This window comes from Actinophytocola oryzae, assembly GCF_004364325.1.
Taxonomy (GTDB): Bacteria; Actinomycetota; Actinomycetes; order Mycobacteriales; family Pseudonocardiaceae; genus Actinophytocola; species Actinophytocola oryzae.
The window spans coordinates 89104-112227 of sequence record NZ_SOCP01000010.1 but is presented as its reverse complement, the minus strand read 5'-3'; the positions used below and the strand labels follow the sequence as shown (position 1 = coordinate 112227).

22 protein-coding genes are annotated in these 23124 nt (G+C 70.5%); 12 read left to right on the top strand and 10 right to left on the bottom strand.

Going from position 1 to position 23124, the window contains the following annotated elements:
* The first annotated feature begins 5 nt into the window (after positions 1–5).
* On the top strand, positions 6–1169 hold the full coding sequence (locus CLV71_RS25910; protein WP_133905447.1) for an MFS transporter: 1164 nt from the start codon (positions 6–8) through the stop codon (positions 1167–1169).
* Here CLV71_RS25910 and CLV71_RS25905 read toward each other — a convergent pair.
* On the bottom strand, positions 1141–2397 hold the full coding sequence (locus tag CLV71_RS25905; RefSeq protein ID WP_133905446.1) for a 3-hydroxybutyrate oligomer hydrolase family protein: 1257 nt from the start codon (positions 2395–2397) through the stop codon (positions 1141–1143). The two genes, CLV71_RS25910 and CLV71_RS25905, sit on opposite strands and share 29 nt — an antisense overlap.
* 161 nt (positions 2398–2558) lie before the next feature.
* Here CLV71_RS25905 and CLV71_RS25900 point away from each other — a divergent pair, with 161 nt between their 5' ends.
* Positions 2559–3443: an extracellular catalytic domain type 1 short-chain-length polyhydroxyalkanoate depolymerase gene (locus CLV71_RS25900; RefSeq protein WP_243866709.1), complete on the top strand. Its 885-nt coding sequence runs from the start codon at positions 2559–2561 to the stop codon at positions 3441–3443.
* 51 nt (positions 3444–3494) lie between these two features.
* Here the strand turns inward: CLV71_RS25900 and CLV71_RS25895 are convergent, their stop codons facing one another.
* From CLV71_RS25895 to CLV71_RS25880, 4 genes are all read right to left on the bottom strand, one after another.
* A complete protein-coding gene (locus CLV71_RS25895) occupies positions 3495–5810 on the bottom strand; it encodes an ABC transporter permease (RefSeq protein WP_133905444.1) in 2316 nt (771 codons plus the stop codon).
* On the bottom strand, positions 5807–6484 hold the full coding sequence (locus tag CLV71_RS25890; protein ID WP_133905443.1) for an ABC transporter ATP-binding protein: 678 nt from the start codon (positions 6482–6484) through the stop codon (positions 5807–5809). Before CLV71_RS25890 ends, CLV71_RS25895 begins: the two co-directional genes overlap by 4 nt.
* A gap of 184 nt (positions 6485–6668) precedes the next feature.
* Positions 6669–7193: a PadR family transcriptional regulator gene (locus CLV71_RS25885; RefSeq protein WP_133905442.1), complete on the bottom strand. Its 525-nt coding sequence runs from the start codon at positions 7191–7193 to the stop codon at positions 6669–6671.
* Between the two features lie 94 nt (positions 7194–7287).
* Positions 7288–8568, bottom strand: coding sequence for a DUF445 domain-containing protein (locus CLV71_RS25880; RefSeq protein ID WP_424923906.1), 1281 nt, complete (start codon positions 8566–8568; stop codon positions 7288–7290).
* A gap of 29 nt (positions 8569–8597) precedes the next feature.
* Between CLV71_RS25880 and CLV71_RS25875 the strand changes: the two genes are divergently transcribed.
* The gene (locus tag CLV71_RS25875) at positions 8598–9764 is read left to right on the top strand and encodes a pyridoxal phosphate-dependent aminotransferase (protein ID WP_133905441.1); all 1167 of its coding nucleotides are present in this window, start codon (positions 8598–8600) and stop codon (positions 9762–9764) included.
* A gap of 61 nt (positions 9765–9825) precedes the next feature.
* Here CLV71_RS25875 and CLV71_RS47915 read toward each other — a convergent pair whose 3' ends face one another.
* Both CLV71_RS47915 and CLV71_RS25870 read right to left on the bottom strand, forming a co-directional pair.
* Positions 9826–10002 (bottom strand): hypothetical protein, encoded by a 177-nt coding sequence (locus CLV71_RS47915; protein ID WP_166664255.1) that lies wholly within the window; start codon positions 10000–10002, stop codon positions 9826–9828.
* Positions 9999–10550 carry an RNA polymerase sigma factor gene (locus CLV71_RS25870; protein ID WP_133905440.1) on the bottom strand — a complete coding sequence of 184 codons (552 nt, stop codon included), beginning with the start codon at positions 10548–10550 and terminating at the stop codon, positions 9999–10001. Before CLV71_RS25870 ends, CLV71_RS47915 begins: the two co-directional genes overlap by 4 nt.
* 238 nt (positions 10551–10788) lie before the next feature.
* Between CLV71_RS25870 and CLV71_RS25865 the strand changes: the two genes are divergently transcribed.
* Complete coding sequence (locus CLV71_RS25865; RefSeq protein WP_133905439.1) at positions 10789–11571, top strand: hypothetical protein; 783 nt, start codon at positions 10789–10791, stop codon at positions 11569–11571.
* 361 nt (positions 11572–11932) lie between these two features.
* On the opposite strand, the gene yczR is transcribed toward CLV71_RS25865, so the two are convergent.
* Entirely contained in the window at positions 11933–13348 is a 1416-nt protein-coding gene (gene yczR, locus CLV71_RS25860) for a MocR-like transcription factor YczR (RefSeq protein ID WP_133905438.1), read from the bottom strand.
* A gap of 61 nt (positions 13349–13409) precedes the next feature.
* Between yczR and yczE the strand changes: the two genes are divergently transcribed.
* Together yczE and CLV71_RS25850 are read left to right on the top strand one after the other, a co-directional pair.
* Positions 13410–14033, top strand: a complete 624-nt coding sequence (gene yczE, locus CLV71_RS25855; RefSeq protein ID WP_133905437.1) for a membrane protein YczE — start codon at positions 13410–13412, stop codon at positions 14031–14033.
* Positions 14030–14443: a DUF5655 domain-containing protein gene (locus CLV71_RS25850; RefSeq protein WP_133905436.1), complete on the top strand. Its 414-nt coding sequence runs from the start codon at positions 14030–14032 to the stop codon at positions 14441–14443. Before yczE ends, CLV71_RS25850 begins: the two co-directional genes overlap by 4 nt.
* Here CLV71_RS25850 and CLV71_RS25845 read toward each other — a convergent pair.
* The gene (locus CLV71_RS25845) at positions 14422–15270 is read right to left on the bottom strand and encodes a SpoIIE family protein phosphatase (RefSeq protein WP_133905435.1); all 849 of its coding nucleotides are present in this window, start codon (positions 15268–15270) and stop codon (positions 14422–14424) included. The genes CLV71_RS25850 and CLV71_RS25845 overlap by 22 nt on opposite strands.
* 64 nt (positions 15271–15334) lie before the next feature.
* Here CLV71_RS25845 and CLV71_RS25840 point away from each other — a divergent pair, with 64 nt between their 5' ends.
* Entirely contained in the window at positions 15335–15544 is a 210-nt protein-coding gene (locus CLV71_RS25840; protein WP_133905434.1) for a helix-turn-helix domain-containing protein, read from the top strand.
* Positions 15544–16053: a Clp protease N-terminal domain-containing protein gene (locus CLV71_RS25835; protein WP_133905433.1), complete on the top strand. Its 510-nt coding sequence runs from the start codon at positions 15544–15546 to the stop codon at positions 16051–16053. Before CLV71_RS25840 ends, CLV71_RS25835 begins: the two co-directional genes overlap by 1 nt.
* A 66-nt stretch (positions 16054–16119) precedes the next feature.
* On the opposite strand, the gene CLV71_RS25830 is transcribed toward CLV71_RS25835, so the two are convergent.
* Complete coding sequence (locus tag CLV71_RS25830; protein WP_133905432.1) at positions 16120–17424, bottom strand: UDP-glucose dehydrogenase family protein; 1305 nt, start codon at positions 17422–17424, stop codon at positions 16120–16122.
* A gap of 192 nt (positions 17425–17616) precedes the next feature.
* On the opposite strand from CLV71_RS25830, the gene CLV71_RS25825 reads away from it, so the two are divergent.
* The 4 genes from CLV71_RS25825 (at position 17617) to CLV71_RS25810 (ending at position 23122) form a co-directional block, all read left to right on the top strand.
* Positions 17617–18933 carry a nucleotide sugar dehydrogenase gene (locus CLV71_RS25825; RefSeq protein ID WP_133905431.1) on the top strand — a complete coding sequence of 439 codons (1317 nt, stop codon included), beginning with the start codon at positions 17617–17619 and terminating at the stop codon, positions 18931–18933.
* Positions 18923–20101 carry a glycosyltransferase family 4 protein gene (locus tag CLV71_RS25820; protein ID WP_133905430.1) on the top strand — a complete coding sequence of 393 codons (1179 nt, stop codon included), beginning with the start codon at positions 18923–18925 and terminating at the stop codon, positions 20099–20101. Before CLV71_RS25825 ends, CLV71_RS25820 begins: the two co-directional genes overlap by 11 nt.
* 127 nt (positions 20102–20228) lie before the next feature.
* Positions 20229–21566, top strand: coding sequence for a YveK family protein (locus CLV71_RS25815; RefSeq protein ID WP_133905429.1), 1338 nt, complete (start codon positions 20229–20231; stop codon positions 21564–21566).
* A 2-nt stretch (positions 21567–21568) separates the two neighbouring features.
* Positions 21569–23122, top strand: coding sequence for a Wzz/FepE/Etk N-terminal domain-containing protein (locus tag CLV71_RS25810; protein ID WP_208297766.1), 1554 nt, complete (start codon positions 21569–21571; stop codon positions 23120–23122).
* The last annotated feature ends 2 nt before the right edge of the window (positions 23123–23124 follow it).

Here is a 23124-nt window from a genome sequence, read left to right as displayed (position 1 = left end):
GCGACATGGTCTTCCTGTTGGTGGCGCTCGGCATCGACAACGTCGGGTCCGGGTTGTTCCTGCCCATGACCATCGTCTATGCGACGCGGGTCGTCGGGCTGCCGCTCGCGGCGGCCGGGGTGACCGTCACCGTGGGGACGCTGGTCGGGCTGCTCGTGCCGCCACTCGCCGGGCGGCTCGTCGACCGGGTCGGTCCCCGGCCGGTGGTGATCGCCTCGCAGGTCCTGCAGGCCTGCGGGGCGCTCGGGTTCGTCGGTGCTGGCGGCGCGGGTGGGCTCGCCCTCACCGTGTGCCTGCTCGCCGCCGGGCAGCAGCTCTTCTACAGTTCCTTGTTCGCACTGCTTTCCGACGTCGTCGGGGACCGGCCCAAGGACCGTCCGTTCGCCGTGGTCGCCATGGTGCGGTCGGCCTGTTTCGGGCTCGGCGGGTTGCTCGCCGCGTGGTTGCTGTCCGTGGGGGCACTGCGTGTCGCGCCCCTTGTCAACGTGGTCAGTTTCGTGGTCTGCGCCGTGATCCTGGCGGTGTTCGTGCGTGCTCCGCACGCGGTCGTCGAGGCCGACCGCGGCGGTCGGGTGTCCGGGCAGTTCCTGAGGCTCGTCCTTCTCACCGGGCTGGTCGCGGTCGGGCTCGACTTCTTTCTCGTCGGCATCCCGGTCTTCGTGTTGGGACTCGGCGCACCCTCGTGGCTGCCTGGGGTGATCCTCGCGCTGAACACGGTCGTCACGAGCACATGTGGGACGCTGGCCGTGCGGCTCACGCAACGGTTCGCACGCACCACCGCCCTTGCCGTCGCGGCGGTGTTCCTCGTTGCGTGGTGCGGGTTGTGCCTTGCCGCGACCGCCGTGCCCCTCGGGTGGCGGCCTGCCTGGCTGCTCGGATCCGCTCTCGTGGTGGCGGTCAGCGGGGTGTTGTTCGGTTCTCGGGTCAACGCGTTGGCCGTCGCGCTCGCGCCTGCCGCGACGCGGGGCAGGCACCTCGCCGCGTTCCAGTACGCGTTCACCGTGGCAGGCGTGCTCGCGCCGGCCGTGGTCGCGTTGTTCGATCTCGGGGTCTGGGCGCCGTGGGTGGTCGTCGCCCTGTGCGCTTCCGTTGGGGCGTTCGGGCTTCAGGCCTTCGGGAGAGGACTGCCGGACGAGGTGGTCAGGCCGTCCACCGTGCCAGCTCGGTGACCGCCTTCTGGAACTCCGGCGCGAGCGGCACCAGGCGGTCCGGGTAGACGTCCACCAGGCCGTCCGTGTGGTTGCCGTTCACGATGCGGTGGTAGCGGTGCAGGTACGACCTGCCGCTCGCGTCGACCATCGCCGCGTACGCGTCACCACTGCGGCTGATGGGGAGCAATGTGTCCAGGGTGCCCTGCAACGTGATCAGCGGTCTGCCGATGCGGCCCGTCAGTCCGATCCCGCTCACCGCCCGTTTCACCTCCCGGGGGCGGGTGCCGTAGTCGTAGTCGGCGTCGCAGTTCGGTGTTCCGCTTGCGCAGTAGGGGATTCCCGCGTCGAGGTCGCCGTCGTACCCCGGGTCGAACTCCTCCCGGTACGTACGCTGGGTCGCGTCCCAGTACACCTGGTCGTGGTAGGGCCACAGGAACTCCGAGCCCGGCGCGAAGCCGGCGGCCAGCATGCGTTGGTGTGCCTGCTCGTCGCCCGCGGCGTAGGCGGGGTAGTCACGCAGCGCTGTCGGGAGGAACGTGAACAGGTTGGGGCCGTTCGTGCGCCACAGCGTGCCTTCCCAGTCCACACCGCCGTCGTACAGCCACGGACGGTTCTCCAGCTGCCAGCGCACCAGATAGCCGCCGTTCGAGATGCCTGCCGCGACCGTGTGCATCGGAAGGCGGCCGTAGCGTTGTGCCACCACGGTTTTCGCCGCGACGGTCAGCTGGGTCAGCCGGTGGTTCCACTCCGCGACGGCGTCACCGGGGTGGCGGCCGTCCCGGTAGAAGGTGGGGCCGGCGTTGCCTTTGTCGGTGGCCGCGAAGGCATAGCCCTGTGACAGCACGAAGTCCGCGACGGCTCGGTCGTTCGCGTACTGGCGCCGGTTGCCGGGGGAACCGGACACGACGAGGCCGCCGTTCCAGTGGTCGGGAAGGCGCAGGACGAACTGGGCGTCGTGGTTCCAGCCGTGGTTCGTGTTCGTGGTCGACGTGTCCGGGAAGTAGCCGTCGATCTGGATGCCAGGCACACCACTGGGTTGCGGCAGGCTCGCCTGGGTGAGCCCGGTCCAGTCGGCGGTGACCGTGTGTCCCGATGCGACCGTGCCCGCGGTGGTCAGCTCGGTCAGGCAGGACACCTCCTGATGTGCCGCCAACGGCACCAGAAGGTGTGCGCAGGCGGGGGTCGCCCCGGCCACGGCAGGAGTGAGCGCGGCGGCGAGCGCGAGAATGGTTGCCCTGACGAACATGCGTCGACGTTAGGAGTCGCGGCCCGTCGCTGGCCATGCGTTCCGCCGACACAATCCGGTCGGCGAATGTGGTGGCCCGCACCCTCCTGTGCGGTGTGCGGCGGTGTTTACCGTCGAAGGAAACAGCGAGCACGATGAGGTGCGGCATGTTTCGACTGGCCATGGCAATTGTGTTGACGCTCGTGGGTCCCGTTGCGGACAACCCGGGGAACCTCGGGATGGTGCGGTATGTGCCGTCCGGACTGCCTTCGGGCCGCCCGGTGGTGCTGGCGCTCCATGGCTGCACGCAGACGTCGGCGTACGGCACCGCGGCAGGGTGGCGTGAGTTGGCGGACCGCATGCGGTTCACGGTGTTGATGCCGGAACAGAAGACGGCGAACAACATCAACCGGTGCTTCAACTGGTTCGAACGCGGCGACACGACACGCGGCCAGGGTGAGGCCGAGTCGGTGGCGCAGATGGTGCGCCAGACGGTCGCGGACACGGGCGCGGACCCGAAACGGGTGTACGTGACCGGTCTGTCGGCCGGCGGCGCGATGACAGCCGTCATGCTGGCGACGTACCCGGAGCTGTTCGCGGGCGGCGGTGTCGTCGCGGGCCTCGCCTACCGTTGCGCGGCAAGCATGATCGACGCGTTCTCCTGTATGTACCCCGGGAAGAACCTGTCACCCGCCGCGCTGGGTGACGCCGTCCGGTCGGCGAACTCGTACACGGGCCCGTGGCCGACGGTGAGCGTGTGGCAGGGCAGCGCGGACTACACGGTGGCACCGGCGAACGCGACCGAACTGGTCGAACAGTGGACGAACGTGCACGGCATCCCGGCGACCCCCACGCGAACGGACACGGTCGCCGGCTATCCGCACGCGGTGTACGAGACGGGAGGCCGAGTGGCGGTCGAGCGGTACACGATCACCGGGATGGGACACGGGCAACCGGTCGACCCCGGCGCGGGCCCCTCCCAGTGCGGGCAGGCCGGCGCGTTCGTGCTCGATGTGAACGTCTGCGCCGCGTGGTACATGGCCACGGCCTGGCACCTGTCCGACTGACACGGACCTCGGCCCGGCGACTCGGAACACGTCGCCGGGCCGACCGCTGTCCTATTCCGTGCGGATCGTCGTCAGGCGGGTGGCGCTGTTCAGGAACGGCAGGGTCATCGCGCTCACCAGCAGACTCAGCGCGAGGGCGCCGCCGCAGAGCACGGTCACGCCCGGCCAGTCGATGGTCAGCGTCTCGTCCGTCAGGCGCATCATCATCGCCGCCAGACCGATGCCCGTCGCCAGGGCCATCACCACCCCCAGACCTATCGGCAGAGCCACCTGCCACAGCAGTGACCGGGCCAGCACGGCCCTGGGCACGCCACTCGCCGCCAGAATCGCCAGTGGGCGGCGGCGCTCCCTGATGTGTTCCAACGCCAGCACCAGCAGGCTCACCCCGGCCAGCAGCAACGTGAACACCGAGCCCGCGTAGAGGCCCGTGCGAATTGCCACGAAGGTCTTCTGGTCCGCGTTCAGCTCCGGAGTCGTGTTGTACGAGAACACCCGGCTCTGCCAGCGGTAGTCGGCCGCCGCGTTGCGGACCTCCTCCAGCTGGGTCGCTGTCACCTTCTTGCCCACCAGGGCTACCACGGTGCTCGTGCCGTCTACTTCCGCGTCCTTCATCGCTCCCGGGGTCGCGTAGGTCGCGGCGTACAGTCCGGCGGTGTACTCGGCCGCGTCCATGGCTTTCACCGTGGCCGGGACGGTCCAGCGGGACGTCACCTCGTAGCTGGCTGGATCGTGTTCCGCACCTGTGTCGCCGAAATCGCGGAACTCCAGCTCGGTTCCGGGGGCCGGCACCGGCTGGTACTGCCTCTCCGTCTGGAAGACGTCGCCGTCCGTGCACGTCTCCACATGCGCCAGTTGTCTCAGTGCTGTGCAGTCCAGTACGGCCAGGCTGAAGGCGGTGTACTCGTCGCCCACCTTGTACGCCGCCGTGTTGCGCACCACCGGAGCCGCTTCCACACCGTCGACGTTCCTCAGGTTCTCCTGGAGCTTCGGGGCCACGTCAGGCGACACCGTCATCTCCACCACGCCCGGGTCGGCGTTCGTCTGGCCGGGCAGGTCCAGTGCGCCGTCCACAGACAACAGGATCGTCTGCAGCGCGATCATGCCTGCCAGCACCACCGCGACCCCACCGATGACCCTCGCCGACGTGCCGCTGTCCAGCTGCAGCCGGCGGATGGCCAGCACCCACGACGGCGGGCCGCCCGAGATGCGGTTTGCCACCCGTTCCACGAGCCACGGCAACAGAACGAGCATGCCGACCAGCAGCAGCGTCGCGCCCGCCGAGATCGCGACCGCCCACGTGTCGGTGCCCTCCTGCGCGCCGAGCTGGGTGGTCATCATGACCACGCCCAGCGCCACAAGGGCCAGGCGCCACCAGCCCCTACGGCGGATCGGCCTGCTCTGGCGGACCACGCCCAGCGGTTCGATGATGGTGCGGCGTAGCGCGAACAACGCGGTCAGCACGGACAGCACGGGTACCAGAATCAACACCAGTACCGCGAGGACCGGGTCCGGCACCACGTCGGACGGGTACACACCAACGCCGAACAGGGGGAAGCTGTCCGCGTACTGCCGGCCCACCACGAAGAGCGCCGCGCCTGCCGCCAGGCCCACCACGGCACTCACCAGGGACTCGGCCGCGGCGATCCTGCGCACCTGCCATGAGCCGGCGCCCACCAGCCGCAACGCCGACAGCCTGCGGTCCCGTTCCGCGCCGGCTATCCGGCTCGCCGTGGTGATGAACGTGAAGATCGGCAGCAGCAGCACCACCGAGCCGACCAGTATCAGTGTGAGCAGGCGGTCGTCCATGGCGCCCGTGTCGGTCGGCTCGTCGAAGCCGTAGACCGGCGCCCCGTACTTCGAGTCCGCCAGCGAGCTGTCCGCGCCAACCCATGCTGTCAGGTCACCCGGGGTGATCACCAGGTCCTGGTCCAGGGTGGCAACGATCTTCTCCGGCAGGCGTGGGCGCAGGAGCCTGCCCTCGTCGGAGCGCAGCAGGTCGGCCAGCGCGGGTGACACGTACATCTCGCCGGTCTTCGGCAATGACGGCAGTGCGTTCGGCTTCACGGAGTCCGGCTGGTCCGACCACAGGTAGGTCACCATCACGTCGTCGTTGCCGAACTCGGTCGACGCGCGGTAGAAGTAGGTCGGAGTCACTCCCGCGATCGGCTCCGTGTGGGCCATGCTCGCGGCCAGACGGTGCGTGCGGTGGTCGGACATGGTGCCGACGCACGCGGCGATCAGCAGCACCGCCGACGCGATCGCGATCCCCAGTGCGCTGAGCGCGAGCCTCGCCATGGAGGTCCGGCCACCCCCGACGGCCAGCCGGACCCCCACGGAGAGATCACTCGCCCACCCCCGGACGTTCACGCGAACTCCACCTGCCTCGTGTGCCCGTCGCGCACGACCACCTCGCGGTCGGAGTACGCCGCGACCCTGGGCTCGTGCGTCACCAGGATCACCGCGGCGCCCGTGTCCTTCGCGGCGCTCGTGAGCAGGCGCATCACGTGCTCGCCGTTGAGCGAGTCGAGTGCGCCGGTCGGCTCGTCGGCGAACACCACGCTCGGGCCCGTCACCAGCGCACGGGCGACCGCGACGCGCTGGCCCTGCCCGCCGGACACCTCGCCGGGACGCTTGTCCGCGACGTCGCCGACCTCCAGACGGTCCAGCCACTCGCGTGCCTTGGCGTCGGCGACCTTCCTGCGGGTACCGCCGAGCCGCATGGGCAGCGCGACGTTCTCCAGGCACGTCAGCTCGGGCACCAGCTGCCCGAACTGGAACACGAAACCGAAGTCGGTGCGGCGCAGCGCGCTGCGCGGACCGTCCGGCATGGCGGACAGCTCCTGGCCCGCGTAGGTCACCGTGCCGGAGTCCGGCTGGATGATGCCCGCGATGCAGTGCAGCAGGGTCGACTTGCCGGACCCGGACGGCCCCATCACGGCCACGACCTCGCCACGACGGACGGACATGGAGGCGCCGTCCAGCGCCTTGGTCGGGCCGAACGACTTCACGACGTCGGTGGCGACGAGCAGGGGCTCGGTCATGCCGCCACCCCGCGGGCTCCGTGGCGCCGCTGCCCTCGACGGTTCGCTTCGCAAGCTCCGCTCACGGCCCCGCAGGCTCCGAGGCGGCCTGGACATCGATTGTTCACTCCGGAAGCTCCGCTCATCGGGAGCCGTCCGGTGGATCGAGTGGTGGTCATGGTCGTCGTCCTCGCGTCAGGGATGGTCAGGGCGTCACGCGTGTGCGCAGGTCGGCGAGCCGGGCCGCGGTCAGCTCGAGCCAGCGCAGGTCGGCCTCGAGGTGGAACAGCGCGTGGTCGCAGATCAGCTGGTCGGCCAGGTCGCCTGCCGTCTTGCGCGTGGTCAGCTCACGCATGGCGCGCAGGTGCGCGTGCCGTTGGGTGTCGAGCACGTCCTCGGCGTCACGCGCGGACATGAGCGCGATGATGACCTTCGTGTAGAGCGTGCTCTGCATGTACAGCTCGGGCTTCTCCGGCGTGGCGAGCCACTTCTCGACGTCGGTGACGCCCTCCGCGGTGACCGCGTAGCGCTTGCGGTCCGGCCCGCCGCCCTGCTCGACGCCCGTCTCCTCGATGAGGCCGTGCTTCAGCAGGCGCGACAGCGTCGCGTAGACCTGGCCGTACGCCAGCGGCCGGTCGTGCCCGAAGTGCTCGTCGTACGCCCGCTTGAGGTCGTAGCCGTGTCTCGGCCCGCGCTCAAGCAGGCCCAGGAGGGTGTGCCCGATTGACATGCCGACGACTGTACACGGGGTGTATAGAACGAGTCTATACATCCCGAGAATAGGCGCCTGAGCTGCACCGACTGGCCCGTAGAAGGATCTCGGGTCAGAAGAGCAGCTGGGCGACCGTGTAGATGAGCAGGCCGGCGAGCGAGCCGACGACCGTGCCGTTGATCCGGATGAACTGGAGGTCGCGGCCGACCTGGAGCTCGATCTTGCGGGAGGTCTCCTCCGCGTCCCAGCGCTGCACGGTGTCGGTGATCAGCGTGGTGATCTCGTCGCGGTAGTTGAGCACGACGTAGGCGGCCGCGCCCTCGACCCAGCTGTCCACCTTCTCACGCAGGCTGTCGTCCTCGGCCAGCTTGCGGCCGAGCGACGTCAGGCCGTCGTGGACACGCCTGCGCAGCTCGGAGGACGGGTCCTCGGCAGCGTCGAGCAGCAGCCGCTTGGCCGTCGTCCAGGTCGCGCCGATCACGTTCTGGACCTCGGGGTGCTCCAGGACCTGCTGCTTCACGGCCTCGGCACGCGCCATCGTGGCCGGGTCGGTCTGCATGTCGGAGGCGAACTCGGCGAGGAACTTGTCGACGGCGAGCCGCATCGGGTGGTTCGGGTCGGTCTTCACCAGCCACGCGAACGAGAGCACCTCGCCGTACACCTTGTCGGCGACCATCGAGTCGACGAACTTCGGCGACCAGGTCGGCGAACGGTCCGACACCACGCGCAGCACGGTCGTGTGGTTGTCCTTCACCCACTCGTAGGCGCGGTCGCACATGAGGTCGACGAGCTTGTGGTGCGAGCCGTCCGCGAACACGCCTGCCATCAGCTTGCCGAGCGGCGGCCCCCACGGCACCGCGAGCACACGCTTGACCACGGCCTGCTCCATGACCGCCTGGACGTCCTCGTCCCGGAGCACCGCCACCAGGCCGCGTACGACGGTCGCCAGTTCGGCGGTCACCCGATCGGCGTTCGCGGGCTCGGCCAGCCAGCCGCCGAGCCTGGACGCGACGCCGACCCGGCGTAACCGGTCCCGGACGACCTGCTCGGACAGGAAGTTGGCGCCGACGAACTCGCCGAGGCTGTCCCCGAGCGCGTCCTTGCGGGTCGGGATGATCGCCGTGTGCGGGATCGGGAGGCCCAGCGGATGGCGGAACAGGGCCGTCACCGCGAACCAGTCGGCCAGCGCGCCGACCATCCCCGCCTCGGCGGCGGCCTTCACGTAACCCGTCCAGGCGGGTGTGCCCGGCCACAGTGACATCACCAGGAAGACCACCGCAGCGCCCACCAGGAACGACAGGGCTACCAGCTTCATCTTGCGCAGAGCGCGCTTCTTCTCCGCTTCACCCGGGATGGGCGAGCTCATGGCCTTGCTCTCGGTCAGTTGCCGCACCCCACCATTGTCCGCGAGGATCGCTTCCCGTGCGCCGTCCTCCGCTCGTGTCCCGCCTGACCCCGTTCACCTCGACGATCTTCGCGGAGATGACCGCGCTCGCGACCAGGACCGGGGCGGTGAACCTCGGGCAGGGCTTCCCCGACACGGACGGCCCGGCAGACATGCTCGAGGCGGCCCAGCGGGCCATCGCGGAGGGCGTCAACCAGTACCCGCCGGGTCCCGGCCGCCAGGAGCTGCGGGAGGCCGTGGCCACGCAGCGTGCCCGTTACGGGGTGACGTTCGACCCGGACACCGAGGTCCTGGTGACGGTCGGGGCGACCGAGGCGATCGCGGCCACCCTGCTCGCGCTGGTCGAGCCGGGCGACGAGGTGATCCTGCTCGAGCCGTACTACGACTCCTACGCGGCGTCGGTCGCGCTCGCGGGCGCCACCCGGCGGGTCGTCCCGCTGGTGGACGGAGAACGTTTCAGTGTCGACCTCGACGCCGTGAAAGCAGCTGTCACACCCAAAACGCGAGCAATTCTCGTAAATTCGCCGCACAATCCGACCGGCACGGTATTCACGCACGACGAGCTGGCCGGAATTGCCGCGATCTGCGTCGAGCACGACCTGATCGCCATCACCGACGAGGTGTACGAGGCGATGACCTACGACGGCGTGGCGCACACGCCGCTGTGCACGTTCCCCGGCATGGCCGAGCGGACCGTCACGATCTCCAGCGCGGGCAAGATGTTCAACTGCACCGGCTGGAAGATCGGCTGGGTGTGCGCGCAGGCGCCGCTGGTCTCGGCAGTGCGCGCGGCCAAGCAGTTCCTCACCTTCGTCGGCGGCGCGCCGTTCCAGCCCGCGGTGGCGTACGCGCTGGACAACGAGGCGGCGTGGGTCTCCCGGCTGCGGGAGGACCTCGCGGCGAAGCGGGACCGGTTGTCCGCCGGGCTGGCCGCGGCCGGCTTCGGGGTGCGGCCCAGCGCCGGGACCTACTTCGTGTGCGCGGACGTGCGTCCGCTCGGCTTCGCGGACGGGGCCGAGCTGTGCTGGGCGCTGCCGGAGCGGATCGGCGTCGCGGCCGTGCCGGTGCAGGTGTTCACGGACAACCCGGACCGGTGGCGGCACATCGTCCGGTTCGCGTTCTGCAAGAAGGACGAGGTCATCGACGAGGCCGTGGAACGGCTGCACAAGCTCTCCCGAGACTAGTGCCGCGTCCAGGCGAGGAGGGCACGTTTCTCCGCGGCCCAGGCGGCCGCTGGACACGGCACTAGACGGGCACGAGCCACGCCGCGTCGAGCGCGTCGGCCAGGCGTGGCTCGCCCCGGGTCAGCCGGAGTCCCGCGGCCGCGGCGTCGGCGAGCACCTCGGGTGGCACCGGGTCGGCCCTGCCGAGGAGGTTCGCGAGTTCGCCGAGCAGGCGCAGGTCGGCGGCGGTGTGGGTCACCTCGGGTCGCCTCCCATGACGGCCAGCTTGTGGCGCAGCTGGTCCAGGCAGCGGCCCCGCGTCCGGCGGATGCTGTCGACCTTGATGCCGAGTGCCCTGGCGACCTGCACGTAGGTCAGGTCAGGGGCGTGGACGAACAGGCTGAGCAGCTCGCGGCACCGTTGCGGCAGCTGCCTGAGCGCCTCCCACAGCAGGGGCTCGCCGCAGGCGTGGAACTCGGGTGGGTCCTCGGTGATCTCGACGGTGTCGGCGAGGACCTCGCGGCGGGAGCCCCGCAGGACACGCAGGCACTCGCGGCGTGCGGTCGTGGCGAGCCACGCGGGAAGGCGGTCCGGCCTTCGCAGTCCGGCGATGTGCTGGGCCAGGGCGATCCAGGTGTTCTGCACGACGTCGTCGGCGTCGGCCTCGCGGAGGCGGTGCGCCCTGACCACGGCCCACACGACGGCGTTGTGCCGGTCGACGAGCTCGCGCCACGCGTCGCCGTCGCCCGCGCGGGCGCGGGTGACAAGTTGGGAGATCGGCATGCCGGTGTGACGGAGCGCGGACACGGCCGGACCCGGTGAACGCTCGAATTGAGTAGGACTACCGACAACCGGCGCAAAGAATCACCTGAAGTGATCAACATTGGCCCATCCGGCCGACACAGTGCGCCTTTCCAGTCTTTCCGGGTGGAATCGCCGCCATTGGGGTGCCATTGTCGGTGTCGTGCTAGATAGTGTGCACGTGCATGTCGGCACGGGAGGAACGTGTCGACGCCTACTGCGTTGACGAACGGTGGTGGTCGCGGTGGAGTCTTCCCGCCTGCTGCGCCGCGGGCTGCTCGTCGCCGCCGTCGCTTCCGCCGGTTGGCTACTGAGCGTGGTCTTCGCCGGGGTGGCAAGCGCGGAGGAGGCGCAGGCCGACCAGACGGTGGACGAGCCTCAGGCGCAGACGCTGAGGGATCCGTCCGGCGGGCTGCTCGGCGACCTCCTCGGTGGGCTGACCGACACGCTCGGCGGCGTCGCGGACAAGGTCGGGGACTTCACGGGGTCACTGGTCGACACTTCCGCGGACTTCCTGTCCCCGAGCCTGACCGCACCACAGGGACACGCACCCATCCTGGACGTGCCTTCGCTGCCGTCCTCCGGGTCGGCGGCCGACGGCTCGACCACCGACGAGAGCGACGGTTCGCTGCCGCGCGTCGACGTCGTCACCACGACCGCGCCGGCCGCACCGCCCGAACTGCCGCCTCCGCCGCTCCTGGTGATCCCGGACGCCCAACCGTTCCCGGTGACGCAGCCTGCCGTCGCGCAGGCCGCGGCACCCGGCCCGGCCGCCCAGCACACCGCTTCCGAACAGGCAGGCTCCGGCGACCACGAGCCCGCGCCGGTCAAGACACCCGCCGCGCCCTGTGGGACGGGCACGGCCGTGTCCGCTTCGCACGACAACCCGGGCAACGCCCGCGGCACGCACGGCGTGCTGCCGACGCAGGACACGCTCCACCCGGCCGACGCGGGCTTCACCACGCGGGGTCTCGCGGGTGGCGCCGCCGGACGGGTCGCCGGACTACCGGCGTCCTCGCCCGACTGAACGACCACCTTCCCGGCGGACACGTGTGTCCGCACCCGGTCCGACGTGGCCCGACCGGTTGAGACCGTTGGTCTGATCGACCGCCCTGGCATCCCCCGAACACCTCAACAGCTACCCGACCTGCCGACCGCGCCCGGTCAGGTCGGGACCTGGCCCCGGCGCCGCGATGCCCCCGCGGCGCCGGGGCTCCTCCTCTGGCAGCTCGTCCGGTCGGCACAACGAGGGGCTGTGCCGGCAGGCCCCTGCCGAGCGTCCAGAGGCGAACAGTGCGCTGGATGGCTTCGTCCCGACCAATCGGCCGACAGTGGACTAGGCCATCCAGCGCACTGCTTTTTACCTCGTGGACCGTCGACCGGTCCAGTCACGTGACCGGAATGAGGCCGTTGTCCGCGATCGGGGCGCCACATTCAGCCACTGACGCAGCCGCAGCCGCCAACCTGCGGGTCGCCTCCCGCAAAATGTCGCCTGGATGGGTGAACGGGACGCGCAGCCACCGTTCCATTCCCCCGTGTGGGGTAAAAAACGAGCCTGGCGCCACCCGAACACCGTAGTTCTGCGCGACGGCGGCGATGCGGCTGCTGACCGGTTGCGGCAGCAGGCACCACAGGCTCGTCCCGCCGTCCGGCACCGTGAACGTCCAGTCCGGGCAGCGGGCCCGCAGCTCCGTGACCAGCACGTCCCGCTGCCCGGCGAACAACGCGCGGCGTTCGAGCAGTGGCTCGGGCGGCCCGTCGAGCAGCTGGGCGAGGACGAGCTGCTCGAACACCGGCGAGCCGAGATCCATGCCGCGGCGGCCGACCACCAGTCGGGTGATGATGTCGGAAGGGGCGCGGATCCAGCCGAGACGCAGGCCGCCCCAGTGCGACTTGCTGGCCGAGCCCGCGGCGAGCACGACATCGCCGTGGAAGGCGCCGAACGGCAGCGGCGCGTTCGCGGCGTCGAAGTCCAGCTCGACGTGCGTCTCGTCCACCACCACCGGGGTGCGGGCGCGCCGGAACGCGGCGGCGAGCCGCTGTCGGCCGGGTTCGTCGAGTCGGTGGCCGGTGGGGTTCTGGAAGTCGACGATGAGGTACGCGAGCCGGGGCGCGGACTGGCGCAGCGCGGCCTCGACGCCCTCGACGTCCCACCCGTCGTCGACCATGGCGACCGGCACCGGGATGGTGTGTGCGGCACGGATGGCCTCGAGCGCGTTCGGGTACGTCGGCTGCTCGATCAGCACCCGGTCGCCGGGGCCGGTGAACAGCCGCAGCGCCATGGCGAAGGCGGCGTGTCCGCCGCTGGTGACGAGGATCTGGTCGGGCGTGGTGGCCAGGCCGCGCTCGGTGTAGCGGCGCGCGAGACGTTCACGCAGCTCAGGGTGGCCCTGTTCGTAGTAGCCGTGCGTGCCCAGCTCGGCCGCGAGGCGGGGCAGCGCGGCCTCCGCGGCGGCGGTGAGGCCGGGGAGCGCGTGGGACGCGGCGCGCGCGAGGTCGATCGTGGCCGCGTCCTCGGGCGGTTCCCTCGGCGTGACCCCGGCGGGGATGGCTGCCCACGAGCCCGCCCCGCGACGGCTGACCACCAGGCCGTCGGCCCTGAGCCGTTCCCAGGCCGCGGCGACCATGGTGCGGCTGACGTCGAGGGCGGCGGCCAGCTCGCGTTCGGGCGGGAGCGCGTCGCCAGCGGGGATGCGGCCGTCGAGGATCAGTAGACGAATGCCCGCGGCGAGGTCGACCGCGCCTTGACGGGCGCCATGACGACGCCAGTTTCCCAGCAGTTGTGTCACACGTCGCGCGTTCATGAAGCCAATTCTTGCAGATTGGCTCTTGATGCCAGGCCAATGTGGCCCGGAGCATGGACACATGGCCGTTCTCGATCTCCGTCCGGTGCCCGTCACGACGTCCCCCGTGCGCAGGCTGCCGCAGTTGCTCGGCGGGCTGGCGCTGTACGGCGTGAGCATGGGGCTGATGATCAGGTCCGGGCTCGGGCTGGACCCGTGGGACGTGCTGCACGACGCGCTGTCGAGGCGGACTGGCCTGTCGTTCGGCACGATCACGGCGATCGTCGGCGCACTGGTGCTGCTGTGCTGGATCCCCATCCGGCAGCGGCCCGGCGTGGGGACCGTGGCGAACATCGTGGTGATCGCGGTGGCCGTGGACGCGACACTGGCGCTGGTGACGCAGCCGTCCGCCCTGGCGCTGCGGATCCTGTCGCTGGTGGCCGGGGTGGTGCTGAACGGGCTCGCGACCGCGGCCTACATCGGGGTACGGCTGGGTCCCGGGCCGAGGGACGGGCTGATGACGGGTTTCACCACGCGGACCGGGTGGTCGATCCGGTTGGTGCGGACCGGGATCGAGATCACCGTGCTGGCCACGGGGTGGCTGCTCGGCGGGACGGTCGGGCTCGGCACGGTCGTGTACGCGCTGGCGATCGGACCGCTGACGCAGGCGTTCCTGCCGCTCGTGGTGTGGAAGATGAGGGCATGACGTGGACGTGTCCCCACTGCGCGCGCCGGTTCGGGCGGCGTAACCAGTCGCACGAGTGCGCGCCCGCGCTGACCGTCGAGGAGTACTTCTCGACCGGACCCGCCTTCGAGCGGCCGATCTTCGAGGTGGTGCGGGAGCACCTGGAGTCGCTCGGTCCGGTGGTGGTGGAGCCGGTGCAGGTGGGGGTGTTCTTCAAGCGCTCGCGGATGTTCGCCGAGCTGCGGCCGAGGACGCGGTGGGTGGTGCTGTCGTTCGTCGTGCCGGGGGTCGTGTCGTCCGACCGGGTCACCAGGCGGATGGCGGTGTCGTCGAACCGGACCTACCACCTGACGAGGCTGCGCTCGCCGTCCGATGTGGACGAGGAAGTGCGGTCGTGGCTGACCGAGGCCTACCTGTCCTCGCCGGTGTAGTCGACGCTGTAGTCGATCACCACGAGAGCCTGGTCGTCGTGGGGTTTGGGGCGGGGCCAGCGGGTGCCTGCCGGGTCGTCCAGCTCGGCGGCGCGGACCTGGTCGAGGACGGACTCCGGTCCGGAGGTGGTGGCGAGGTCGCGGAGGGCCTGCCAGTCGGCGAAGACGCCGTAGGGATCGATACCGCAGGTGACGCCGTCGGTGGCCATGAGGACGGTGGTCACGGTGTCGCGGGGCCATGTCGTGCGTTCTGCCTGGTGGGCGGCGTCGGGGTCGGCCTCCGCGACCCAGAAGCCGCCCTCGACGTTGCGACGTCTCGCCGTGGTCTGTCCCGCCTGTCTCAGCGCGATGACGTGGCGCTCGCCGTAGCCGCCGCCGGATCTCAGCTGGTCGCGGTAGCCGGAGCCGCGGGGTAACCGTTCGATGCGGGTGTCCGCGAGGAGCGACGGGCCTTCGCGGGTGAACGCCACGATCGGGCTGTCGGCGAGGACGAGTCCCTCGACGACGGTGTCGGTCCAGCGCAGGAGCGCGACCGTGCTCGACGGCGACCTGCCGGGCACGAGCCCGTTGTCCCGTGCGACGGACTTGATCGCACCGGCGAGCAGGTCGGCGAGGTCGGTGTCGGGGTAGCCGGCGAGGCGACCGGCCAGCTCGCCCGCGAGACGGGAGGCGTACCAGCCCCCGCTCGGCAGGCTGGGGTCCAAAGAGGTCGCGCCGTCGAGAAGCACGACCGCGTTCGGCAGTACGACGACGACGTCTTCGCTGGGCCGGATGGCCCCGTCCAGGCCCACTCCGGCCCGTTCGGCCACCTCGATGCGCGGCGTCATGATCGAGGATCATAGACCGTCAACCAAGGTTGACAAGCCCTTCGCGTCAACCTATGTTGACACCATGACGGAAGCGACGCAGCTCGCGGCGGCTGCCGGGGATCGGGACCCACGTGTCGGTCTGCAGGCGGTGGCCGCGTTACGGAAGCTCCTGGAGCGGCTGGAGGCCGTTCAGGTGCGCAACGCGAGGGCCAGGGGTTGGTCCTGGCAGGACATAGCGGCCGAGCTGGGGATCTCCCGGCAGGCGGTGCACAAGAAGCATGGGAGAGCGTGATGTTCGAGCGGTTCACGCCCGGTGCGCGGGCGGTGGTGGTGACGGCGGCGCGGTCGGCGTCACCGGTGACGGACGAGCACCTGTTGCTGGCGTTGGCCGGTCATGGGTCCTCGACGGCCGCCTGGCTGCGGTCGGCCGGAGTGAACGCCGAGGTGGTCTCGTCGGCGTTCCGCGCGGCGGAGCGGCGGGCAGGGTTGTCGGACGCGGAGGCCGCGGTGCTGTCACAGTCGTTCGGGATCGACCTCGACGACGTGGTGGCGCGGGTGGAGTCGGCGCTCGGGGAGAACGCGCTCGTGTCCCGCGGTTCCTCGCGTGGGTCGTTCTCGGTGGTGGCGAAGGAGATCCTGCGGGGAGCGCTCGACCAGGCTCGCGCGCTGCGACACCGGGAGCTTCGGGAGGAGCACCTGTTGTTGGCGTTGGCCGCCCACGAGGGAGTGGCCGGACAGTTGCTCGCCGCACACGGGATGGGATACCTGGAAGTCCGCGCGTCACTGGCCAAGGCGAGTTGAGTCGCGTTGGGACGGTCCGGTCCGGAGCGGTCGCGAGTCGACTGTCCGGACCGGACACGGGAAACGTCAGCGGCGGCCCAGGCCTGCCCAGGTGAAGCCGGCGCGGCGGAGGACGTCCGGGTCGAGGAGGTTGCGGGTGTCCACCACGACAGGGTTGGCCACCACGCCGGCGAGCTTCGACCAGTCGAGGCCCCTGAACTCGGGCCACTCGGTCAGCACCACCAGCGCCTCGGCGCCCTCGGCGGCACGGTACGGGTCGTCGACCACCGTGATGCCGTCCAGGTCCGGGCGGGTGTCGCCGGAGCGCAGGGCCGGGTCGTAGGCCACCAGCTTCGCGCCCGCCTGACGCAGCAGCGCCGACACCGCGAGAGCGGGCGAGTCACGCAGGTCGTCCGTGCCCGCCTTGAACGTCAGGCCGAGCACGCCCAAGCGCACCTTCGACAGCGAGCCGCCCCGCTTGCCGGTCACCGCGAGGCGCACCTTCTCCACCATGCGCTGGCGCTGGCGGTAGTTCGTGTCGATCGTGGCGCGGATCAGCCTGAACTCGAAGTCGGCCGCGTCGGCCAACTGCAGCATCGCCGAGGTGTCCTTCGGCAGGCACGAGCCGCCCCAGCCTGGGCCCGGCTGCAGGAAGGCCTGACCGATTCGCTTGTCGTAGCCCATTCCCTCCGTGACGTCCGAGATGTCGGCGCCGAGGCGGTCGCACAGCTCGGCGACGGCGTTCACGTACGAGAGCTTCATCGCCAGGAAGCAGTTCGCCGCGTACTTCACGAGTTCCGCGGACGCCGCGTCGGTCAGCACGGTAGGCGCGCCCAGGCGCGCGTACAGCGCCGCCACCCGTTCGGCCGCATCTTGCTTGTCGCAACCCACGACGATCCGGTCCGGGTTCAGGAAGTCGTGCACGGCCGAGCCCTCGCGCAGGAACTCGGGGTTGCTCACCACCGCCACGTCGTCGCGCTCCAGTAGCTCGGCCGTGCGCTGGGCGGTGCCGACGGGCACCGTCGACTTGTTGACCACCACGGAGCCGGCCGGCAGCAGTTCGCGGACCTCCTCCACCACCGACTCCACGACCGAGAGGTCCGCCACGCCGCCGACACCCATCGGCGTCGGGACGCACAGGAACACGACCTCGCTGCCCTCGACCGCCGCGGCCGCGCCGAGGACGAAGTGCAGCCGTCCCGCCGCGAGACCGCCTGCCACCAGGTCCGCGAGGCCCGGCTCCAGGATGTCCACCTCGCCGGCGGTGAGCCGTTTCACCTTCTCCGCGTCGACGTCGGCGCACACCACGTGGTGGCCGAGTGACGCGAGACACGCTCCCGTGGTGAGGCCGACATATCCGGTCCCCACTACCGCAATCCGCCGTACGAACACCGGTCGGACTCCCCTCCGCAGACAAGACAGGTCCAGCTTGAACCTACATGCGTCGTAACGGGAAGCACCCGACGGCCGACTGTCTCATCGGACAAGGTGCGGATTCCAGGGTTCCGCGCGGCAAAAAATCCAGGTTAGGAAAGGCGTGGTAATGACACGCTTCTTTTGTGCTGCCCTCAGGCGGGCCCCCAGATGAGGATCAGCGTCTTCGGCCTCGGCTACGTCGGCTGTGTCTCCGCCGCCTGCCTCGCCTCCCGCGGCAACGACGTCATCGGCGTCGACGTCAACCCCACCAAGGTCGACCTGATCATGGGTGGCAACGCGCCCGTCGTCGAGGAGCGCATCGGTGACCTCACGAAGGAGGTCGTGACCAGCGGAAAGCTGCGGGCGACCACCGACGTGCGCCACGCCGTGGACAACTCCGACGTGTCGCTGGTCTGTGTCGGCACGCCCTCGGCGCCCAACGGCAGCCTGTCCACCGCCTACCTGGAGCGCGTCGCCGAGGAGATCGGCGAGGCCATCGCCGCGCGCGACACGCGTCACACGATCGTCTTCCGCAGCACCATGCTGCCGGGCACCTGCCTGAACCTGCTGGTCCCGATCCTGGAGAAGGCGTCGGGGAAGACCGCGGGCGTGGACTTCGGCGTCGCGGTCAACCCGGAGTTCCTGCGCGAGGGCACCAGCGTCCGCGACTTCTTCGACCCGCCCAAGACCGTCATCGGCGAGCTGGACGAGGCGAGCGGCGACGTCGTCGCGGCGTTGTACGAGGACCTGCCGGGCGACGTGTTCCGCGTGCCGATCCCGGTGGCCGAGATCACCAAGTACGCCGACAACTCCTTCCACGCCTTGAAGATCGGCTTCGCGAACGAGCTCGGCGCGATCTGCGGCGCACTCGGTCTCGACTCGCACCGCGTGATGGACGTGTTCCTCGCCGACCGCAAGCTCAACATCAGCCCCGCCTACCTCAGGCCCGGCTTCGCGTTCGGCGGGTCGTGCCTGCCGAAGGACCTGCGCGGGCTGGTGCACGCCGCCCACCGCGCCGACGTCACCGTGCCGATCCTCAGCCACGTCCTGCCCTCCAACGAGGAGCACCTGAAGCGTGCGTTCGAGCTGGTCGTGCGCACGGGCAGGCGCAGGGTCGGGCTGTTCGGGCTGTCGTTCAAGCCCGGCACGGACGACCTGCGCGAGAGCCCGATGGTCGAGCTGGCGGAGCGGCTGCTCGGCAAGGGCTACGACCTGCGGATCTACGACGCGAACGTGAGCATGTCGCGGCTGCTCGGCGCGAACCGCGAGTACATCGAGCAGCGGCTGCCGCACCTCGGTCAGCTCCTCGCGGGCTCGGTCGCCGAGGTGCTCGACCACGCCGAGGTGTGCCTGGTGGCGTCGGCGGACCCGGACGTGCTCGCGGCGATCCCCCCGGGCGCCGACCGGACGCTCATCGACCTGATCCGCCTCCCCGACGCCGAGATCCGCCGGAACGACAGGGGGTACGTCGGCCTTGCCTGGTAAAGCGCTCATCCTCGTCGAGAACCTGTCCGTGCCGTTCGACCGTCGTGTCTGGCAGGAGAGCACGACGCTGCGGGACGCGGGCTGGGACGTGCACGTGATCTGTCCACAGGGGACGAAACGGGACCGCGAGTCCTACGTGGAGCTCGACGGTGTGAAGATCCACCGCTACCCGCTGACCGCGGCGACCGGTGGCCCGCGCGGCTACGTCAAGGAGTACGGCACCGCGCTGTGGCACACCTACCGGCTCGCGCGCAGGATCGGGCCGGTCGACGTCGTGCACGCCTGCAACCCGCCCGACCTGCTGTACCTGGTGGCCAAGCGGCTGAAGCGCCAGGGCGCGAAGTTCGTCTTCGACCAGCACGACCTGTGCCCGGAGCTGTACCTGTCGCGCTTCGCCGGCCGGGGCGAGGACTTCCTGTACCGGCAGGTGTGCAGGCTGGAGCGGGCCACCTACCGGGCCGCGGACGTGGTGATCGCCACCAACGAGAGCTACCGCAACGCCGCGGTCACCCGGGGGAACATGCCTGCGGACAAGGTGTTCGTGGTCCGCAGCGCGCCGGTGATCGAGCGGTTCAGGCAGGTGCCCGCCGAGCCGGAGCTGAAGAAGGGCAAGCCCCACCTGCTCTGCTACCTGGGCGTGATGGGCCCGCAGGACGGCGTGGACTACGCGTTGCGGTCGCTGGCCCTGCTGCGTGAGGAACGCGAGGACTGGCACGCGGTGTTCGTCGGCTCCGGCGACACGTTCGACGACATGGTGGCGCTCTCGAAGAAGCTCGGCCTCGACGACCTCGTCGAGTTCACCGGCCGCATCCCGGACGAGGACCTGGTCAGGTATCTGTCCACTGCGGACGTCTGCCTCTCGCCGGACCCGTACAACCCGCTGAACGACGTGTCGACGATGAACAAGGTCATGGAGTACATGGCCATGAGCCGTCCGATCGTGTCGTTCGAGCTGCGGGAGGCACGCGTGTCCGCGGGCGACGCCGCGGTGTACGCGTCGGACAACGACGAGGCCGAGTTCGCGCGGCTCACATCGCGCCTGCTCGACGACCCGGAGGAGCGGGCGCGGATGGGCAAGCTCGGCAAGGAGCGCGTCGAGGGTCCGCTCGCGTGGGGGAACTCACAGAAGGCGTTGCTCGCAGCCTATGCGGCGGCCAAAGAAACGTAAAACGACGAGTACCAGTTCGACTAAGAGTCACCGTCGGGGTGTAACCAAAAGCAGGCCGGCCGCGACGGGACTCGTGAGGTACGGCCCCATCGAGGTGCCGAAACGCCTCGAAAGGGGGTCCGACGCGGTGAACGATGACACGGCAAGACTGGCCGTCGTCTGGCATGTACTGCGCCAGCGGTGGCGGCTACTCATCGTGATCGCCGTGTTGGGTGGGTTGGTCGGTGTCGGCGCCTCGCTGGTGTTCTCGCCCGGCTACAAGACGTCGGCGAGCGTGCTCCTGCAGGGCGCCCGCGACCCGGACCAGTTGCTGACCGAGGCGCAGGTGGCCAAGAGCTCCGTGGTGCTCGACCACGCCGCCGCCGCGCTGAAGTGGGGCGTGTCCGGCGCTGACCTGACGCCGCAGGTGTCGGCAGCGGTGGCCGAGGGCAACATCATCGCGATCACGGCGACGGCGGACACGCCGGAGCGCGCGCAGCAGCTCGCGGACCGGGTGGCGCAGGAGTACGTGACGTACTCCACACAGCTCCTGGCGACGACGGCGGACGCGTCCGCGCAGGTGTCGCAGGAACAGCAGCAGACGCTGCGCCAGCAGATCATCGAGACGAACCAGAAGATCTCCGACCTGCACAACTCGGCAGGCCAGGGCCAGACGATCGACAGCGTCGGCGTGCGCACGGAGCTGGAGCAGCTGCGGACGGCCCTGTCGCAGGCGACGTCGAAGCTCGACGAGCTGGACACGGCCACCGGGCAGGCGAAGATGGTCGTGATGGGCCCGTCGGAGCGCCCGACCTCGCCCGCCGCGCCGACGATGACGGACTTCGTCGCGGGCGGGGCGGCGGTGTTCTTCCTGCTCGGGCTGTTCGGGCACCTGTTCGCGGCGCGGTCGGACAAGCGCCTGCGTGACGAGGCGAGCATCGTGTCCGCCCTCGGCTCCGGGGTGCTCGGCGGGCTGGACGTGCCGCTGGTCGCCTCCCCGGTCGCCAGGACGGGTCTGACCGGGCGGGTGCGGACGTTCTTCCTCGGGGACCGGCCGTGGCACGTGGCCACGCTGGCGCCGCCCGCCGACGAGGCGGGGCTGGAGATCCGGTACCGGCGGGTGCTGTCGAAGCTGCGGGACCACCTGCCACCAGGCCCGGGACGGGTCCTGGTGGTGGTCGCCGCGGACGACCCGGAGGCCGCACGCGTCGCGGCCCGCCTCGGTGAGTTCTCGAAGGAGGACCGTCTCGAGCTGACGGTCTGGGAGACCGACCCCGCGCGGCCGACGGTGCCGGACGAGCCGGTGCCCGGCGTGCTCGCGGTGGTGACGGCGGGCACCAGGACGGGCTGGGAGCTGGTCGGGATCGCCGAGGCCTGCGCGGACGCCGGCCACGAGATCCTCGGCGTGGTGGTCGCGCACCTGACGCAGCCGGTCGAGGAGGAGGAGCAACACGACGAGGAGCCCGCGCTGGTAGGTGCCGGATGACCATGAAGCCGGAAACCTCGCAACCCCAACACCTTCTCGACTTCACCCGCCTGTGGACCGCGATCCGTCGCGGCAGGCGGCTGTGGGTCGCCTTCGCACTGCTCGGGTTCCTCGGCGGCGGCGTGCTCACCGTGCTGGTGCCGCCCGCGCCGACCGCCGTCGTGCAGATCCTCGTCGTGCACGAGGAGGACAGCCCCGCCGACGGCGGCAGTCTCATCCGGACGGACGTCTCGCTGCTGATGACGAGCCGGATCGCCGGGCTGGCCGCGAAACGGCTGAAGATCGACGAGCAGCCGGAGGACTTCCTCAAGGACTACGAGGGTGTCGCGGTCACCAACAGCATCCTCCAGATCACCGTCAAGGCACCGAGCGGCGCCGAGGCCGCGCGGCGGGCCAAGGGGCTCGCCGAGGCGTTCATCGCCGACCACGTCGGGCGGGTCCAGGCCGGGGCGACGGCCGAGGCCAAGGCTTACACCGACCAGCAGGCGCAGGTCCAGAAGGACCTCGACGGGGTCAACGCGCAGATCTCCGGTGCGGAGGCCGCGCAGAACAACAGGAACAACAACGACGACGACGAGGACAACGCGGACGCCCCGCAGCCCAACGCGGCCAACCTCGACACCCTCTACGCGCGTCGCGCCGAGCTGTCCAACCAGATCACGCAGCTGACCCAGCAGGCACAGCAGGCGGGTCTCGGCGCGCCGAGGGTCGCCGCGGGGACGCAGATCGTGGACGAGCCGCGGCCGGTACGGGTATCGCTCAAGACCACCGGGGCCACCAACGGCGGCATCGGCCTGGTGCTGGGGCTCGTGGTCGGCGTCGCGATCGCCGCGGTCGGCGGGGTGGTGCGGGACAAGCCCGTGCTGCGCAGGGACATCGCCGAGAACCTCGGTGCGTCGGTCATCGCCGAGCTGCCTCGCAGGCAGCGCAGGTTCCTGCCCGGCAAGAAGCTCACGCAGACACGCAAGCGCGTGGCGGCGACGCTGGTTCGGCTCGCGAAGGACGGGTCCGCGCCGGTGTCCGTGCTCGAGCTGGGAGCCGCGCCGCTCGCCACGGCACTCGCCTCGGACATCGCGGCCGAGCTTGCCGCGGAGAAGCCGGTCGCGCTCGTCGCCGACCTGGAGATCACGAACCCGCCCACCGAGACCGCGCACCCCGTACGGGTCATCGGCGGCGACGACACCAGCGCGCCGCAGTCGGGTGAGGCACGCATCGGGGTCGGGTCCGTCGCGCCGGGGACGGCGTGGACCGACCTGCCGCACCTCGGGTCGGAGACGGTGCTGGTCGTCAAGGCCGGGTACGCGAACACGGCCTGGCTGCACACGGTCGGGCGCCAGCTCGCCGACGCGGGCATTCCCATCGTCGGTGTCGTGCTCGCCGACCCGGACCGGCGGGACAAGTCGGACGGCACGTTGTGGGACGGGCTGCACACCGCGCTGCGGGGTCGGCAGAAGCACAAGAGCGCCAACAACGGCCACACCACCAACGGCACGAACGTGCACGACCTCCCCACGAAACGGTTCGCACCGGTGCGTCCCGCCGAGAAGAAAGGCTGAGA

Bases quoted from the DNA above. Each gene is read 5' to 3' on its own strand.
- CLV71_RS25810 (WP_208297766.1), top strand. From the start codon at position 21,569: ATGAAGCCGGAAACCTCGCAACCCCAACACCTTCTCGACTTCACCCGC.
- CLV71_RS25910 (WP_133905447.1), top strand. From the start codon at position 6: ATGGTCTTCCTGTTGGTGGCGCTCGGCATCGACAACGTCGGGTCCGGG.
- CLV71_RS25900 (WP_243866709.1), top strand. From the start codon at position 2,559: ATGGCAATTGTGTTGACGCTCGTGGGTCCCGTTGCGGACAACCCGGGG.
- yczE (WP_133905437.1), top strand. From the start codon at position 13,410: ATGGCCGTTCTCGATCTCCGTCCGGTGCCCGTCACGACGTCCCCCGTG.
- CLV71_RS25905 (WP_133905446.1), bottom strand. From the start codon at position 2,397: ATGTTCGTCAGGGCAACCATTCTCGCGCTCGCCGCCGCGCTCACTCCT.
- CLV71_RS25825 (WP_133905431.1), top strand. From the start codon at position 17,617: ATGAGGATCAGCGTCTTCGGCCTCGGCTACGTCGGCTGTGTCTCCGCC.
- CLV71_RS25840 (WP_133905434.1), top strand. From the start codon at position 15,335: ATGACGGAAGCGACGCAGCTCGCGGCGGCTGCCGGGGATCGGGACCCA.
- CLV71_RS25835 (WP_133905433.1), top strand. From the start codon at position 15,544: ATGTTCGAGCGGTTCACGCCCGGTGCGCGGGCGGTGGTGGTGACGGCG.
- CLV71_RS25890 (WP_133905443.1), bottom strand. From the start codon at position 6,484: ATGACCGAGCCCCTGCTCGTCGCCACCGACGTCGTGAAGTCGTTCGGC.
- yczR (WP_133905438.1), bottom strand. From the start codon at position 13,348: ATGAACGCGCGACGTGTGACACAACTGCTGGGAAACTGGCGTCGTCAT.
- CLV71_RS25885 (WP_133905442.1), bottom strand. From the start codon at position 7,193: ATGTCAATCGGGCACACCCTCCTGGGCCTGCTTGAGCGCGGGCCGAGA.
- CLV71_RS25850 (WP_133905436.1), top strand. From the start codon at position 14,030: ATGACGTGGACGTGTCCCCACTGCGCGCGCCGGTTCGGGCGGCGTAAC.
- CLV71_RS25845 (WP_133905435.1), bottom strand. From the start codon at position 15,270: ATGACGCCGCGCATCGAGGTGGCCGAACGGGCCGGAGTGGGCCTGGAC.